Below are 14372 nucleotides of genomic sequence, written 5' to 3'. Positions count from 1 at the left end.
CGCCCACACGCACCGCCGACCACGAGGCCAGAGACACCGGGATGTCGCAGAGCGATCGATCGACGCAGCTCGCCTCCGCGCTCCGCGCGGCCGCCACGCACGTGGCGGACCTCGTCGGCGGCGGATGCGCGCTCGTGTTCGCCGCCGTTCCCGGCGACGACAGCCGCGAGGCCCCGACGCGCCTGCGCGCCGCGGCCGGGTTCGCCGCCGCCGACGCCGCGAAGGCGGCGGCGGCCGCCGCCCTCCCCCTGGTCGACGACGCCATCGCCGGGGCCGACCGTCGCCTCGCCGCACCGCTGCCCGAGCTCGGCCGCCGCGGTGCCGCCGAGACGATCGTCCTCCCGCTCGCGTGGGACGGACGCGCGCTCGGCGCCCTCGTCGTCGGCGCGCCGCACACGCTCACGAAGAGCGTGGCCGCGACCCTCACGAGCTATGCCGAGCATCTCGCGCTGCGCCTCGACCACGCGAGGATCGCGACGCGCGCGAGCGAGGCGAATGCGCCCGCACCTCCCGTCGCCCGCCCGGCTCCCGGCGTTGCGCCGAACCCCGGCGGCGACGAGCTGCTGCGGCTCTCCGAGGCCCTCTTCGCGCAGGACATCGAGCTGCTCCGCAGCAACGAGAAGCTCGGCAAGATCGAGAAGCTCAAGAACGACTTCATCGAGAAGATGTCGCGCGAGCTGCGGACGCCCCTCAACAGCATCATCGAGGCGATCATCGGGGTGCTCGCGGGCGAGAACGAACGCATCTCGGACGCGTCGAAGGAGAGCCTGCGCACCGCCCTCGACGAGGGCACCGCGTTCCAGCGCACGCTCCAGAACATCCTCGACCTGTGGCGGATCAAGCAGAACGAGCTGCCGCTCGAGGTGCAGGACGTCAACGTCGCGGAGGTCGTCGAGGAGGCGATCTTCAGCGTGCAGGACTCGATCGGCGACAAGCCCCTCGAGATCGTGAAGGACGTCGACCCCGCGCTGCCGAAGATCCGGACCGACCTGGCCAAGATCAACCAGGTCCTCTTCCTGCTGCTCGAGAACGCGGTCAAGTTCACGCCGAAGGGGACGGTCACGATCGGCGCGCACCTCGAGGGCGAGACCCTCGTGTGCCGCGTCTCGGACACCGGCATCGGGATCTGCGCGGACGACCGCCAGTACGTGTTCGACGAGTTCTTCCAGGTCGACGCGCACGCATCGTCGGCCTATCGAGGAGCGGGACTCGGGCTCTCGCTCGTGCGCGACCTCGTGGTGCTGCTCGACGGACAGCTGAGCCTCGACAGCGACGTCGGCTGCGGCACGACCGTGCAGGTCGAGCTTCCGGTCGAGCGCGCGTAGGCGCGGCTACTCCTCGCGCGCCGTCTCCGGGTAGTCGGGCCGGACGTGGCCGGCCGCGATCTCGCGCAGGGCCGTCACGACCTCCTTGTTCCCCTCGGCCTGCACGAGCGCCTGCGACCCCTTCTTCAGCTGCTTCGTCCGGATCGCCGCCATCTGCACGAGATGGAAGCGATTGGGAACCTTCTCCGTGCAGTCCTCGACCGTGATGCGCGCCATGCGTTGCCTCTTTCGTCCTCGAGCCCCCGGGAGCCCGTGGCCGGGCGCCGATGGCGAGGAAGTTCCAGGAATGGGCGGGTCCCGGGCGCCGGGACCTTCCGAGCGGGCGCGCAGCGTAGCAGCGCCGCCGCGACCCGGCCGCGCACACTGCGGGCGCGAAAAGGAAACCCCGGCCGGCTTCGGCAGCCGGCCGGGGTCCTTTCGGCTTCCCTGAGGAAAGCGCCGCAGTAGGCGAACCTACTTCTTCTTGCGGCGAGCCTTCTTCCGGCCGGCCTTCTTGCGGGTCGCCTTCTTGCGACCGGCCTTCTTGCGGCCCGCCTTCTTGCGGCCCGCCTTCTTGCGCGTGGCCTTCTTCTTGGTCGCCTTCTTCTTCGTGGCCTTCTTCTTCGTGGCCTTCTTCCGAGCTGCCATTGTCGGGTCACCCCCCTCAATTGGCTCGAGCTCATTCAGCCGGAATTCGGGTGATCAGCTTCGAGCTGGTCGCCCTCTTTCGGTGGCTGCGACTTGCAGCTTGAAGGCAACTCGTCCGCCTTCGCACTGCAAACCAAGAGACTCCAGCCAGTGTTGCGGCTGACGCTAACACCTGATTTTCCGCATCGTCAAGTGAAACACCAAAAAAAACAACGTGATGGACGACAAATTTGCGGCCGACCGACTCGATCGATCGACAACTCGTTCGACGAAGCGCGACTCCGCGCGGCGCGAAAAGAAAACGCGCCGCACTCGGTGGAGTGCGGCGCGTCGTCGGGATCCCGATCGTCCGCGCGTCGTGCGCGGACGTCGATGTCACGGGCCTGGCTAGCGCTTCCGCTTGTGGCGCGCGCGGCGCAGCAGCTTGCGCTTCTTGTGCTTTCGCATCTTCTTGCGGCGCTTCTTGATCACACTGCCCACGACGCGTCCTCACGGCCCGATGTGAATGGGGCGCCCTAGATACTCGGCCGGCATCGCGAAGTCAAGAACGCGGGCGGCGCGATCGCCTCGGGAATCCGTACGCGCGAGCGCGCGGCTATGCGGCGACGCGCAGCAGACGGACGCGATGGCGGGCATGGCCGAGCCACACGTTGAGCACGTGGCTGCGCGGCAGGAAGCGGAGCACCGGGCCACCGCGCCGGCCGAGATCGCCGAGCAGCGTCGCGATCGCCGTGTTGGAGGGGTCGATCATGAGGCCCCGCCGCAGGCAGCGGATCGCATCGGCCTTGAAGTCGAACTCGAGATAGACCTGCGCGGCGTTGAAGTAGAGCGCGGGGTTGAAGAACTCCTGCTTCAGGGCCGAGTTGCACAGCTCGACCGCGTCGCTGAAGCGCTTCTCCGCGCGCGCGAGCGCGAGGCCGTAGAAGGACCGGATTCGCGCGTTCTGGGGAGCCTGCTCGTGGGCCGCACGGAGATAGGAGAGAGCCTCCGCGTGCATCCCCTGCTCGAGCGCCAGGCGGCCTCGGTCGAGCAGCTCGTTGACGGTCTGGACGTCGGGAACGGCGTGAGGGGGCGGGGTCTCTTGCACGGGCGAGGTCTCCAGCGTCGCGAGCGGCAATGGGCACTGCCCGAACGCAGTGCCACTGCGACCGCTCTTCGGCTCCTCGCCGGGGAATCCCAACAGAAAAGGTCGCGCGCTTCGCACTGCACGGCCGACCCGCCGCCGCGAGGATGCACTCGGCCTGCCGAGCCCCCGCCGCCCGCGAGCCACCCGGCGCCGCCGCCCTTTCGGCGAGGCTGGACCGCGCCTCAGTCCTCGATGATCTCGAGGATGTAGCGCTTCTTCTCCTTCCCACTCGCCGCCGCCATCAGCGTGCGGATCGCGGAGGCGTGCGCGCCGCCCTTCCCGATCACCTTGCCGAGGTCTTCCTTCGCCACGCGCAGCTCGAGCACGTGCGCGTGCTCCCCGATCACTTCCTTGATCTGGACCTGATCCGACTTGTCGACGAGCGCCCGAACGATGGACTCCACCAATGCCTTCATGAGCCGCCTCCACAGCCACGTCTAGTGGCGCGCCGAGCGGACGCGTCCGCCTCGGCCTCCGTGCCCGACGTCATCCGGTCTCGTTGCTCTCGTTGCCCGCGTCGCCCCGCTTCTCCGCAGCCCTGCCCCGCCGCGATCGGACGGCCCTGTTAGTCGCGCGCGCCGATCGGAGATGTCGCAGTCCGCGATTGCATCTTCCCGCGCGTCGACCCCACGGGGCCGGCCCCATGGTCCGCCCTTCCCTCGCATCCCGCAACGGGGATTTCACCGAATCTCGACGATTTCGCGCCCGAGTCGCCACGACGCTAGGCGGCGCCCGGGCGCTCGGGTCCTCTCATCGTGCGACCGACGCGGGCGCCCGCTCTCCGAACGCGCCGCGCGCCCATCCGAGCCCGAGCGTGCGCCGCTCCTCCGGCAGGCCGACGCGCAGCACGGGAATTCGCTCGACGAGCTCCGCGGCGACGTCGAACAGCCGATCGGCGCAGCGATCGTCGTGAATGGGAGCGACCGCGTGCGCGAGCAGGTCCGTGATCGCGGCGTCGCGATCGGGACGCTCGGCGACGACGGCGTGCGACGGATGGACGACGTGAAGCGCCTCCACCACCGGTCGCGATCCCGTCGCTAGGCCATCGCCGTTCCAGGGAGCCGCGATCGCACGCACCTCGCCGCCGATCGGGCGGACGACGATGCGATCGCCCGCGAGGCGCTGCAGGCCCGCGGACCGCCAGCCGGGCTCGCCGCTCGGCACGCTCGCCGGCGCTCCGAGGAAGACGATCGCGCGCCCCGCGCGCTCGGCGACGCGACCGCGAACGACGATCCCGCCGGCGCGCACGACGCGGTGGAGGGCGACGAGCTCGTCGAGCGGATGCGCGAGCGGCGCGATTCCCGCGGCCGCGGCGGACGGTGTGAGCGTCACCTCGCCGTTCGAGAATCCTTCGTCGAAGATCGCGACGCGCTCGCGGCCCGAGGCGCCGTGCACGGTCACGCCCCAGCCGCCGGGGCACTCGACGACCTCGAACCGATGCGAGTCGGTCTCGTAGAGGAATCCGCCGCGCGGGAGCGCAGGCGGCGCGCCGACGCGCACGCCGACGTGCACCTCCGCGCCGTGCGGCGCGACCGCGAACGCGTCGTAGCTCGTGTCCGGCCAGCGCCAGTCGAGATGCCCCGGCACCTCGATCGCGACCTTCGTTCCCCCGAGATCGATCCCGCGCACGCGCGTACGCCCCATGCTTCCCCCCGAATGCGGCACTCGCCGCCCGGACCGCCGTCCACGCGGACCGGAGCCGGCCCGTCCCTCATCGGCGCTTTCCGGATTTCCTTGAATGGCGGATTCCGCCCCGCGCAGGGAGCCCCTGGCGCCCAGGACCGGCGCTGGAAATCGTCCTCGGATCGGAGGCTTGCCCGTCCGGCTGCGCGCTTCCCGGGGCGCTCACCAGTCCGCAGATCGGCCCGCAACCGGACTTCACCGATGCGCAACTCGCGCCGAAGAGAGCTTCGGCCCGCGCCGCGGCGCCGCCTCGTGGATCGCGCGGCGCGCGGCTCCGAAGGCCGGGCCGCGCGGTCGCCCCGCCCGGCGAACTGCTGTACCTAGTGGCCCGCCGAGATGGAACCGACGACGCCCGTACAGAGAGAACCCGACGAGCCCCAACCGGGCTCGTGTAGCCGCGTCCGGCCCTCCGCCGATCGTCCCGCTCGTCGCCTCGTGCGCGACTAGCATCCAGGGACGGGGCGCCCGGAGCCGGACGAGCGGCACCGGAGCGACCCGATGGCGACTCCCATCGTCACTACGCGCATCCTCCGCCGGCTCCTCTCCGGCGGCGTGCACTCCCGCGCCGAGCGCCTGCTCGCGCGCATGCATCCGGCCGACCTCGGGCCGGTGCTCGCGTCGCTTCGCCCGGACGAGATCCGGCTGATCGTCGACATGCTCTTCCGCCAGCGCCGCGCGGCCGCCACGCTGCGCGAGCTCCCGCCCGAGCTGCTCCCGCAGATCTTCGAGGCCGTGCCCGACGAGCGGCTCGCGAGCGTCTTCGCGCGTCTCGAGATCGACGATCGCGTCGAGCTCGTGAACGCCCTCCCCGACGAGCGACGCGACGACGTCCTGTCGCTCATGCCGGACGACAAGAGCGAGGAGCTGCGCTCCGCCGAGCGCTACCGGCCCGGTAGCGCGGGCCAGGTGATGACGACGTCCTACCTCGCGCTCGACGCGAAGATGACGGCGCAGGAGGCGATCGACAGCGTTCGCGGCGCAGCGGAGAAGATCGAGTCGATCCTCTACCTCTACGTCGTCGACGACGAGCGGCGGCTGCTCGGCGTCGTTCCGATCCGCCGCCTCGTCGCCGCGGCCCCGCACACGCCCGTGAGCGACCTGATGGTGCGCGAGCCCGTGCACGCGATGGTCGAGGACGACCAGGAGGACGTCGCGCAGCTCGTCGCTCGCTACGACCTGCTCGCGATCCCGGTGACGGACGTGGACGGCACGATGGTCGGCGTGATCACGGTCGACGACGTGATCGACGTGATCACGGAGGAGGCGACCGAGGACATGTACCACCTCGCGGGCCTCTCGGACGAGGACCGCGTGTTCACGTCGGCACGCGTCTCGTTCCGCAAGCGCCTGCCGTGGATGATGCTCAACCTGGTCACGGTGTTCGCGGCCGCGACGGTGATGCGCCTCTTCGCGCCGACGCTCGAGCGCGTGATCGCCCTCGCCTTCTTCCTCCCCGTCGTGGCCGGAATGAGCGGGAACAGCGGCATCCAGTCGCTCACCGTCGTGACGCGCGCCATCGCGCTCGGCGAGCTCGAGTTCTCGAGCGGCCTGCGCGCGATGGCGAAGGAGGTCGCCGTGAGCGTCGCGATCGGCGCGTGCACGGGCGTGTTCGGCGGCGCGATCGCCTGGGGCCTTCAGGAGAACCCGTACATCGGCGTCGTGCTGTTCGCCGCCATGCTGCTCACGATGGGCGTGGCCGGGATGCTCGGCGCCGGTGTGCCGCTCCTGCTGAAGGCGCTGCGGCTCGACCCGGCGCTCGGCTCCGGCGTCATCGTCACGACCGCCACCGACGCGTTCGGCTTCTTCACCTTCCTCGGCATCGCGACGCTCATGCTCGATCGGATCGCCTGACGCGCTCGGCGCGCCCGATCGCGATCGCGTGCGCGAGGGACGGAACGTCGGCCGTCCAGCGCGGCAGCACGCACGTGATCGCGATCTCCTCGATCGCCTCGACGACGAGCAGCGCGCACGCGACGCGAAACGGCGTCGCGACGCCGAGCCCGAGCAGCGCGAGCAGCCCGAGCCCCATCGCCACGGCCGCGAGCTTCGCGCCGCGCGTGTGGTAGCTCGTGAGCCGCCGGAAGCGGATCCAGCCCCACGCGATCGGCAGCGCGTAGGCGACGAGCGCGATCGCGATCGGAACGCGCTCTTCGCGAACGACTCCCGGCCACAGCCAGAGCACCGCGACCGGCACCGCCGAGTAGGTCGCGAGATCGGCCCAGCTGTCGAGGCGCGCTCCGAGCGTCGACGCAGCCCGGAGGCGCCGCGCCAGCCAGCCGTCGGCGACGTCGCTCGCGAGCGAGCACCCGAGCAGCACGAGGAATCCCGCTTCGAGGCCGAGCCAGCCGAGCCCGAGGAGCCCGGGGACGGCGGCGAGGCGGAGCAAGGACAGGAGATTCGGAAGACGGCGCACGGCGTCCATCGGAGCCTCCGGGGCGGGCGACGGCAGGAGGCCGTGCCCACGTGCGCCCCGGAGCAGCCCGCGTGCCAAGGCGGGTGCCGGCCGGAAACGGCTGCGAGTCCAGAGGGTTGCGAGGCTCGAGGCGCGACCCATCGCGAGCGCGCTTGCGAGCGGACGGGCACGCGCTGTCGGTCGGAGGGCACGAGCTGTCCGGCAGGTCGCGCGGCCCCGGAGCGCCGGCCGCGCGCCGGCCCCGCGCTAGGCGCGCGCGTACTCGCGCTCGAGGTAGGCGACGATGTCGGCCGACTCGAGCATCGCGGCCCCCGTGTTCGCATCGCGCAGGAAGGGAACCTGCACGCGCCCGGCGAGCCCGCGCAGCTCGTCGCGCGCCGCGCCGCCGCGACCGACGTTGCGCAGCACGTACGGGAGCTCGAGCTCGCACAGCGTCTCGCGCACGAGCCGACAGTAGGGCGAGGCCTCGAACGACCACAGCTCGAGCGGCTGCGCGGGAGCGCGCGACGGCCTCGCGAACCCGCCGCGCGCCGCGCGCGGCACGCCGGCGAGCGTCGACGCGAGATCGCCCAGCGGCCCGAGCCGCAGCGCGAGCGGCGGCGCTCCGCGGCCGTAGCGCGCGTACAGGTGCGCGACGATGTCGTCCGACTCGTAGAGCGCCACGCCCGCGTCGGCGTCGACGAGGTACGGGAACTGCGCCTTGCCGCCGCGCTCGCGCACGACGGGCCGGAAGCGCTCGCCGCGCTTCGGGCACGGCCGCACGAGTACGTCGAGGTCGAGCGCCGTCAGCGCCTCGCGCACCTTGCGGCAGAACGGGCAGGCCTCGAACTCGTACAGCTCCAGGCGCTCACGCGGGCGCGCTCCGGCGCCGTCCGCGGCGAGGCCTGCACCCAGGCGCAGCACCGAGACCGCGTACGAGCCGGCCACCGAGAGCGCGCGCGTCACCTCGCACCCTCACCGTCTTCGACGTCGGGTCGCGGCGCGGGCTCCGCCGCCTCGCGCCGCTCGACGGGCGTGCGATGCCAGCCGTCGGCGCGCAGGGCGAGCTCCTGCGTCGGCCAGAACTCGTCGTCGAGCTCGAGCGTGAGCACGTCCGGCCGATCCTCGAGGTCGCGCACGTCGAGGCGGACGGAGTCGCCGTCGCGCGCGCCCGCGACCGCGGCGAGGAAGGCGTCGAGGTCCGGCGTCGACGCACCGTCGACACCGACGATGCGCGTCGACGCGCCGAGGCCGTCGCGGTTCGCGGGCGAGCCGTACCACAGCCACGCCACGTACACGCCCGTGCGCGGCAGCTGGAACTCCGTCGCGAGCGAGCGCGGCGCGTCCTGCAGCACGGCGCCCGCCCACAGCAGCGCGCGCTGCGTGCCGCGCCCGTCGAGCGGCTCGGTCGCGACGCGCAGCGCGAGCGGCTCGCCCTCGCGCGCGACGAGCAGCTCGACCTCCTCCGCCTGGGCCGCGCGCTCGACCTCGTGCACGCGGGTCGCGATCTCGCCGCCCGCGCGCAGCACGAGGTCGCCCTCGCGCAGCACCTGCGACGCCGGCGAGCCCGCCGCGATGCGCCCGACGAGCAGCACGCGCCGTTCGCTCGGGTCCCTCTCCTCGAGCCGCTGCGCCCACGCCTCCGGCAGCCCGAGCTCGCGACCGTCCGACAGCGGGATCGCGCGCAGCTCGACGCCGAGGCTCCGCCAGCCGACGGCGCGCCCTTCGCGCAGCGGCTCGACCACGTCGAGCACGCGCTCGATCGGCATGCCCGCGAAGAACGAGCCCGTCCCCTCCGACGCGTCGTTGCGCAGGAACGACGCCCAGAGCGCCCGCACGCGCCCCTTCCCGTCGGCCAGGACCCCGCCGACCGTCGGCGTCGTGTCGGCGAGCGTGACGAGCTCGACGTTCGACTCGCGAAAGCGCGGAGCGGTCGCGGGCGGCATCACGATCGGCTCGCGCCGCGAGACGACCGTCTCGCGCGCGACGACGCGGTGGCGACTCGTCATTCCGACGAGCACGACGTCGTCGCCCACGTCGAGCGAGCCCGGGCGCAGCGTCGCGCTGCGCACGGGCGTGTCGCCGAGGAGCCGAGGGTCGTAGCGGATCACGGCGATGCCGTGCTCCGGATGCAGGTAGACGAGCTCGCCCGGCACCTTCACGCTGCCGCCGAAGGTCAGCGAGAGGTCGCCGAGCGCGATCGGCACCGTCTCGCGGTCGACGACGACGAGCCCGCGCTCGGCGTCGACGACGAGCCCGGCGCCGCGGAAGCGGTCTCCGTGGACGCCATCGAGGCGGAACGGGATGTCGAAATCGACGAGCACGAGCGACGGCGCGAGCGTGCGCACGGCGCGCGGACCGTCGGCCTCGAGTCGCGCCGTCGCCGGCGCGAGCGGCTCGCTCGCGCCGGCAAGCGCGATCGCGCGGCACGGCCAGGACCCCGTCGCGTCGTCGCGCGCGCAGACGCGCGTCTCGAACCACCGCTCGGACACGGGCACCACCGCGACCTCGCGCGTGCGCGGGTTCGAGAGCGGGAAGTAGCGGACCGTGACGAGCCCGTCCGGCGCGAGCGTCGCGAGCGCGCGCTCGAAGTCCGCGAGGCTCGCGACCGGGTGGTGGTCGAGCTGCGTGATCACCGAATCGCCGGGAACGCCGCCGCGCCAGAGCGCATAGCCCGGCAGCGCGACGTAGGCGCCGCGCGCCTCGACCGCGTGGCTGCGCGCCTGCTGGTACGACAGCTCGTGCACGACGCCGCCGCCGAACTCGACGAAGCGATCGGGCGTGATCGCGTGCAGGTCGCCGACCTCGAGCTCGAGCTCGAGCGGCTCGCCGCCGCGCTCGACCGCGACGCGCACGCGGCGGCCGACCGACGCGTCGAGCACGGACTCGATCGGCAGGAAGCTCGCGACGAGCTCTCCGTCGACGCGCACCACGACGTCGCCGGGGCGGAGCTTCCCGTGCGCCGGGCCGCCCGGCACCGTCTCGGCGACGACGATCATCCCCGTCTGCTCGGGGAACGCCGCGCGCACGAGCGCCTCCGTCTCGGCGCGCAGGCCGAGGCGACGCACCTGGTCGAAGGGGACGTGCTGAAGCACGGCCTGCAGCGTGCCGCGCGGCACGGGCTCGCCCCGCTGCACGTAGCCGAGCGCGCGCACGACGCGGTCGAGGGGCAGGTAGAAGCTCGACGCGGCGCTCCGCTTGCCGCCCGCGTTCAGCGCGACGACGCGGCCCGAGACGTCGATCACCGGCGAGCCCGACGAGCCGCCCGACGTCCCCGACGCGGCCTGGTAGTAGAACGTGTTGAAGTCGTTGTAGCCCTCGCGCCCGTAGTCGGGCGCGGGGCGGTCGAGGCGCGCGAGCGTGCCGGCGAGGATCGACAGCTTCTCGCCCGCGTCGTTGCCGATCACGCGGATCTCGGTGCCGACCCGCGCGCGCTCGGGCGCGAGCTCGAGCGCGCGCACGGGCAGGAACCTCACGTCGCGCGGGTCGAAGCGGTAGAAGCCGAAGTCGTGCACCGGGTCGCGGTACACGGCCTCGACGGGCACCTCCTCGTGGTCGAGGAAGACGGCCTCGGCATGCACGGGGCCGGGCTGCACGACGTGGCGGTTCGTGAGGATGAGCCCGCGCTCGGCGTCGACGACGAAGCCCGTCGCGAGCGACGTCCCGGGCCCGCCGCCGTCGAACGCCCGCGGCGCCATCACGCGCAGCACGACGACCGACGGCGCGACGCGGTCGATCGTCGCCTCCCAGCTCCGTCCGCCGCGCGCGCTCGGCGCGCCGCCCTCCTCGGCGCGCAGCGGCGCCGGGAGGACCGCGACCGCGAGCAGGAGCGCGAGCCGGAGCGCTCGTGCGGACGCGAACGACGCGGTCGGCGCGCTCATGCGGGCCGCACGCGCTCGAGGTAGCGCTTCACGTACTTGCCGAGGACGTCGGCCTCGAGGTTCACGGGGCTTCCGGGCGCGCGCGCTCCGAGCGTCGTCCGCTCGAGCGTGTGCGGGATGAGCACGACGTGGAAGCTCCGCTCGTCGACGCCGACCACCGTGAGCGAGACGCCGTCGATCGCGACGGAGCCCTTCTCGACGAGCCAGTCCGCGAAGCCCGGCTCGCAGTCGACGTCGAGCCGCACGTCGTCGCCGTCGCGCGCGAGCGCGCGCACGCGCCCGATGCCGTCGACGTGTCCCTGCACGATGTGGCCGTCGAAGCGCCCGTCGGCGCGCATCGCGCGCTCGAGGTGCACGCGGTCGCCGGCGCGCAGCGCGCCGAGCGCCGTCCGCTCGAGCGTCTCGCGCACGGCGTCGAAGCGGAGCGCGGCGCCGTCGATCGCCGCCACCGTGAGGCACGCACCGTTCACCGCGACGCTGTCGCCGAGGCGCACGCCCTCGGCGAGCGGACCGACGTCGATGCGCAGGCGCGCGACGTCGCGCGCGAGGTCGACTCCGAGGACGCGGCCGGCGTGCTCGACGATGCCGGTGAACACGCCTCGCCTAGCGTCCGAAGCGCGCGTCGATCTCGCGCAGCATGCGGTCGCGGACGACCTCGTAGCGGGCCTCGAGCTCGATCGGCGGGTTCGGGTGCTCGGAGACGATGCCGTCGAGCTCCATCTTGTGATAGGCGACCTTGAAGTCGGTGAACTTGAGGCCGTGCGCCGTCGAGACGACGACCACGCGGTCGCCGCGCCGGATCGTTCCCGCCTCGAGCAGCTTGCGCAGGGCGGCGAGCGCCACGCCCGTGTGCGGGCAGTTGAACAGCCCCGTGCGGTCGGCGCTCGCGCAGGCCTCCGCGATCTCCGCCTCGCTCGCCTGCTCGACGACGCCGTCGTAGCGGCGCAACGCGTCGATCGCCTTCTTGTACGAGACGGGGTTCCCGATCTGGATCGCCGACGCCAGCGTCTTGCGCGCCGCGATCGGCTCGAACACCTCGAAGCCCGTGCGGTACGAGAGGTAGAGCGGGTTCGCGGCCTGCGCCTGCGCCACGCAGATGCGAGGGCGGCGCTGCACGAGCCCGAGGTCGACCATCATGTCGATGCCGCGCGCGAGCGCCGAGACGTTGCCGAGGTTCCCGCCCGGGATCACGATCCAGTCCGGCACCTCCCAGTCGAACTGCTGCACGATCTCGATGCCGACCGTCTTCTGCCCCTCGATGCGCAGGCTGTTCATCGAGTTGGCGAGGTAGACGCCGTCGCGCTGCGAGACCTGCTTCACGATCTCCATGCAGCCGTCGAAGTCCGTGTCGAGCGCGAACACGATCGCGCCGTTCGCGACGGGCTGGATCAGCTGCGCCATCGAGATCTTGCCGCGCGGGAGGAAGACGATCGTGGGCACGCCGGCCGCCGCGCCGTAGGCCGCGAGCGCGGCCGACGTGTCACCGGTCGACGCACACGCGACGGCCGGAATCGACTTCCCGCGCGCGATCATCTCCTTGACCATCGAGACGAGCACGGTCATCCCGAGGTCCTTGAAGGACCCCGTGTGCGAGTTGCCGCAGAGCTTGATCCACAGGTCCTCGATCCCGAGCTGCCGGCCGTAGCGCTCGGCCCAGAACAGGTTCGAGTGCCCTTCGTACATGGAGACGACGTTCTCGTTGTCGACCTCGGGGAGCACCCACTCCTTCTTGCCCCAGACGCCGGAGCCGTAGGGCCACTCCGTCTTGTGCGCGCGCGCCTCGAAGAGCGCCTTCCACTCGGCGCCCGACGTCTTGCGCAGCTCGCCCATGTCGTGCGCGACCTGGAGCAGACCGCCGTTGCGGTCGGTGTAGACGATCTCGTCGAGCGCATGGCGCTCGGTCGGGTCGTCGAGGCTCTCGAACCAGGCGCGGTAGTGCGGCTTGCTGGCGTCGCCCATGTCAGAGCTCCTCCTCGATGCGGATGAGCCGGGTCGGCTCGATCACGTCCGAGAGCGCGTCGATCTCGGCGAGCGCCTCGCGCACCGCGGCCTCGCGCGCGGGGTGCGTGAGCACGATGACCGACGCCGCGCTCGCCGACGCGGCGCGCCTCCCCTGGTAGGCGCTCTCGATCCCGACGCGGCGCGCGCCGAGCGCGCCCGTGATGCGCGCCAGCACGCCCGGCTCGTCGACCGCCGCGAAGCGCAGGTAGCAGCGCCCCTCGAGCTCGCCCGGCGGGAGCATCGGCTTCGCCACGAGCTGGTCGGGCTCGTAGGAGAGCGGCGCCACGCGCCCTCCTCCGCTGCGCCGGATCTCGCGCGCGATCTCCATCAGGTCGGCGACGACCGCGCTCGCGGTCGGAAGCTCGCCCGCGCCGGCACCGTAGAAGAGCGTCGGCCCGACGGCGTTGCCGCACACGGCCACCGCGTTCATCGCGCCGTCGACGCTCGCGAGCAGGCTCGACCGCGGCACCATCGTCGGGTGCACGCGCGCGTCGATGCGCTCGCCGCCGTCCGCGCCGACCACGCGCTTGGCGATGCCGAGCAGCTTGATGCGGTAGCCGAACTCCTCGGCCATCTCGAAGTCGAGCGGCACGAGCCCGCGGATGCCCTCCGTCGGGATCTCCTCGAACGTGAGCCGCGCGCCGTAGGCCATGGCGGTGAGCAGCGACAGCTTGTGCGCGGCGTCGATGCCGTCGACGTCGAACGTCGGGTCGGCCTCGGCGTAGCCGAGCTCCTGCGCGCGCTCGAGCACGACCTCGAAGGCCTCGCCGGTGCGCTCCATCTCGGTCAGCACGTAGTTGGTCGTGCCGTTGAGGATGCCGTGCACGCTCTCGATCACGTTCGCCGCGAGCCCCTCGCGCAGCGACCGCAGGATGGGGATGCCGCCGCCGACGCTGGCCTCGAACGCGACGTCGACGCCCTTCGCCTTCGCGGCCTCGAAGATCTCGGCGCCGTGCAGCGCGAGCAGCGCCTTGTTCGCCGTGACGACGTGCTTGCCGGCGGCGATCGCGGCGAGCGTGATGCGGCGCGCGGCGCCGTAGCCGCCGATCAGCTCGATCGCGATGTCGACGGACGGGTCGGCGAGGAGCCCGTCGGCGTCCGCGTCGAAGCGGATGCCGGTGAGGTCGACGCCGCGGTCGGTCTCCGTGTCGAGGTCGGCGATGCGGACGAGGCGCAGCGGGAAGCCGAGGCGCTGCTCGATCACGGCGGCGTTGCGGGCGAGCACCTTCGCGACGCCCTTGCCGATCGTGCCGAAGCCGATCAGCCCGACGCCCACCGCGCGCGCCGCCGCGCCGCGCCCCGCCTTCGTTCCGCCCGCCATGACCGTCGCTCTCCCT

14 protein-coding genes are annotated in these 14372 nt (G+C 72.5%); 2 read left to right on the top strand and 12 right to left on the bottom strand.

Going from position 1 to position 14372, the window contains the following annotated elements:
• Nucleotides 1-41 precede the first annotated feature (41 nt).
• On the top strand, nucleotides 42-1325 hold the full coding sequence (locus R3E88_17740; protein ID MEZ4218326.1) for a HAMP domain-containing sensor histidine kinase: 1284 nt from the start codon (nucleotides 42-44) through the stop codon (nucleotides 1323-1325).
• A gap of 6 nt (nucleotides 1326-1331) precedes the next feature.
• Here R3E88_17740 and rpoZ read toward each other — a convergent pair whose 3' ends face one another.
• The 6 genes from rpoZ to R3E88_17710 form a co-directional block, all read right to left on the bottom strand.
• Entirely contained in the window at nucleotides 1332-1541 is a 210-nt protein-coding gene (gene rpoZ, locus R3E88_17735) for a DNA-directed RNA polymerase subunit omega (GenBank protein ID MEZ4218325.1), read from the bottom strand.
• 237 nt (nucleotides 1542-1778) lie between these two features.
• On the bottom strand, nucleotides 1779-1952 hold the full coding sequence (locus tag R3E88_17730; GenBank protein ID MEZ4218324.1) for a hypothetical protein: 174 nt from the start codon (nucleotides 1950-1952) through the stop codon (nucleotides 1779-1781).
• Between the two features lie 387 nt (nucleotides 1953-2339).
• A complete protein-coding gene (locus R3E88_17725) occupies nucleotides 2340-2432 on the bottom strand; it encodes an AURKAIP1/COX24 domain-containing protein (protein ID MEZ4218323.1) in 93 nt (30 codons plus the stop codon).
• A 115-nt stretch (nucleotides 2433-2547) separates the two neighbouring features.
• Entirely contained in the window at nucleotides 2548-3039 is a 492-nt protein-coding gene (locus tag R3E88_17720; GenBank protein MEZ4218322.1) for a tetratricopeptide repeat protein, read from the bottom strand.
• Nucleotides 3040-3260: 221 nt separating this feature from the next.
• Nucleotides 3261-3494, bottom strand: coding sequence for a KH domain-containing protein (locus R3E88_17715; protein ID MEZ4218321.1), 234 nt, complete (start codon nucleotides 3492-3494; stop codon nucleotides 3261-3263).
• A 334-nt stretch (nucleotides 3495-3828) separates the two neighbouring features.
• Nucleotides 3829-4707 carry a hypothetical protein gene (locus tag R3E88_17710; GenBank protein ID MEZ4218320.1) on the bottom strand — a complete coding sequence of 293 codons (879 nt, stop codon included), beginning with the start codon at nucleotides 4705-4707 and terminating at the stop codon, nucleotides 3829-3831.
• Between the two features lie 552 nt (nucleotides 4708-5259).
• Between R3E88_17710 and mgtE the strand changes: the two genes are divergently transcribed.
• A complete protein-coding gene (gene mgtE / locus R3E88_17705; GenBank protein ID MEZ4218319.1) occupies nucleotides 5260-6612 on the top strand; it encodes a magnesium transporter in 1353 nt (450 codons plus the stop codon).
• On the opposite strand, the gene R3E88_17700 is transcribed toward mgtE, so the two are convergent.
• From R3E88_17700 to R3E88_17675, 6 genes are all read right to left on the bottom strand, one after another.
• The gene (locus R3E88_17700) at nucleotides 6590-7183 is read right to left on the bottom strand and encodes a CDP-alcohol phosphatidyltransferase family protein (GenBank protein MEZ4218318.1); all 594 of its coding nucleotides are present in this window, start codon (nucleotides 7181-7183) and stop codon (nucleotides 6590-6592) included. The genes mgtE and R3E88_17700 overlap by 23 nt on opposite strands.
• Nucleotides 7184-7420: 237 nt before the next feature.
• Complete coding sequence (locus R3E88_17695) at nucleotides 7421-8119, bottom strand: glutathione S-transferase N-terminal domain-containing protein (protein ID MEZ4218317.1); 699 nt, start codon at nucleotides 8117-8119, stop codon at nucleotides 7421-7423.
• Nucleotides 8116-11034: a trypsin-like peptidase domain-containing protein gene (locus R3E88_17690; GenBank protein ID MEZ4218316.1), complete on the bottom strand. Its 2919-nt coding sequence runs from the start codon at nucleotides 11032-11034 to the stop codon at nucleotides 8116-8118. Before R3E88_17690 ends, R3E88_17695 begins: the two co-directional genes overlap by 4 nt.
• Entirely contained in the window at nucleotides 11031-11630 is a 600-nt protein-coding gene (locus R3E88_17685) for a riboflavin synthase (GenBank protein MEZ4218315.1), read from the bottom strand. The genes R3E88_17690 and R3E88_17685 overlap by 4 nt, the downstream gene beginning before the upstream one ends.
• 7 nt (nucleotides 11631-11637) lie before the next feature.
• Entirely contained in the window at nucleotides 11638-12993 is a 1356-nt protein-coding gene (thrC, locus tag R3E88_17680; GenBank protein MEZ4218314.1) for a threonine synthase, read from the bottom strand.
• Nucleotide 12994: 1 nt separating this feature from the next.
• The gene (locus tag R3E88_17675) at nucleotides 12995-14356 is read right to left on the bottom strand and encodes a homoserine dehydrogenase (GenBank protein MEZ4218313.1); all 1362 of its coding nucleotides are present in this window, start codon (nucleotides 14354-14356) and stop codon (nucleotides 12995-12997) included.
• Between the last annotated feature and the right edge of the window lie 16 nt (nucleotides 14357-14372).

The organism is Myxococcota bacterium, from assembly GCA_041389495.1.
Taxonomy (GTDB): Bacteria; Myxococcota_A; UBA9160; order UBA9160; family UBA4427; genus JAWKRT01.
This window is presented reverse-complemented; position numbering and strand designations above follow the sequence as displayed.

Excerpts from the sequence above, each read along its gene's own strand:
- R3E88_17740 (MEZ4218326.1), top strand. The coding sequence starts at position 42 with ATGTCGCAGAGCGATCGATCGACGCAGCTCGCCTCCGCGCTCCGCGCG.
- rpoZ (MEZ4218325.1), bottom strand. The coding sequence starts at position 1,541 with ATGGCGCGCATCACGGTCGAGGACTGCACGGAGAAGGTTCCCAATCGC.
- R3E88_17730 (MEZ4218324.1), bottom strand. The coding sequence starts at position 1,952 with ATGGCAGCTCGGAAGAAGGCCACGAAGAAGAAGGCCACGAAGAAGAAG.
- R3E88_17715 (MEZ4218321.1), bottom strand. The coding sequence starts at position 3,494 with ATGAAGGCATTGGTGGAGTCCATCGTTCGGGCGCTCGTCGACAAGTCG.
- mgtE (MEZ4218319.1), top strand. The coding sequence starts at position 5,260 with ATGGCGACTCCCATCGTCACTACGCGCATCCTCCGCCGGCTCCTCTCC.
- R3E88_17700 (MEZ4218318.1), bottom strand. The coding sequence starts at position 7,183 with ATGGACGCCGTGCGCCGTCTTCCGAATCTCCTGTCCTTGCTCCGCCTC.
- R3E88_17690 (MEZ4218316.1), bottom strand. The coding sequence starts at position 11,034 with ATGAGCGCGCCGACCGCGTCGTTCGCGTCCGCACGAGCGCTCCGGCTC.
- thrC (MEZ4218314.1), bottom strand. The coding sequence starts at position 12,993 with ATGGGCGACGCCAGCAAGCCGCACTACCGCGCCTGGTTCGAGAGCCTC.
- R3E88_17675 (MEZ4218313.1), bottom strand. The coding sequence starts at position 14,356 with ATGGCGGGCGGAACGAAGGCGGGGCGCGGCGCGGCGGCGCGCGCGGTG.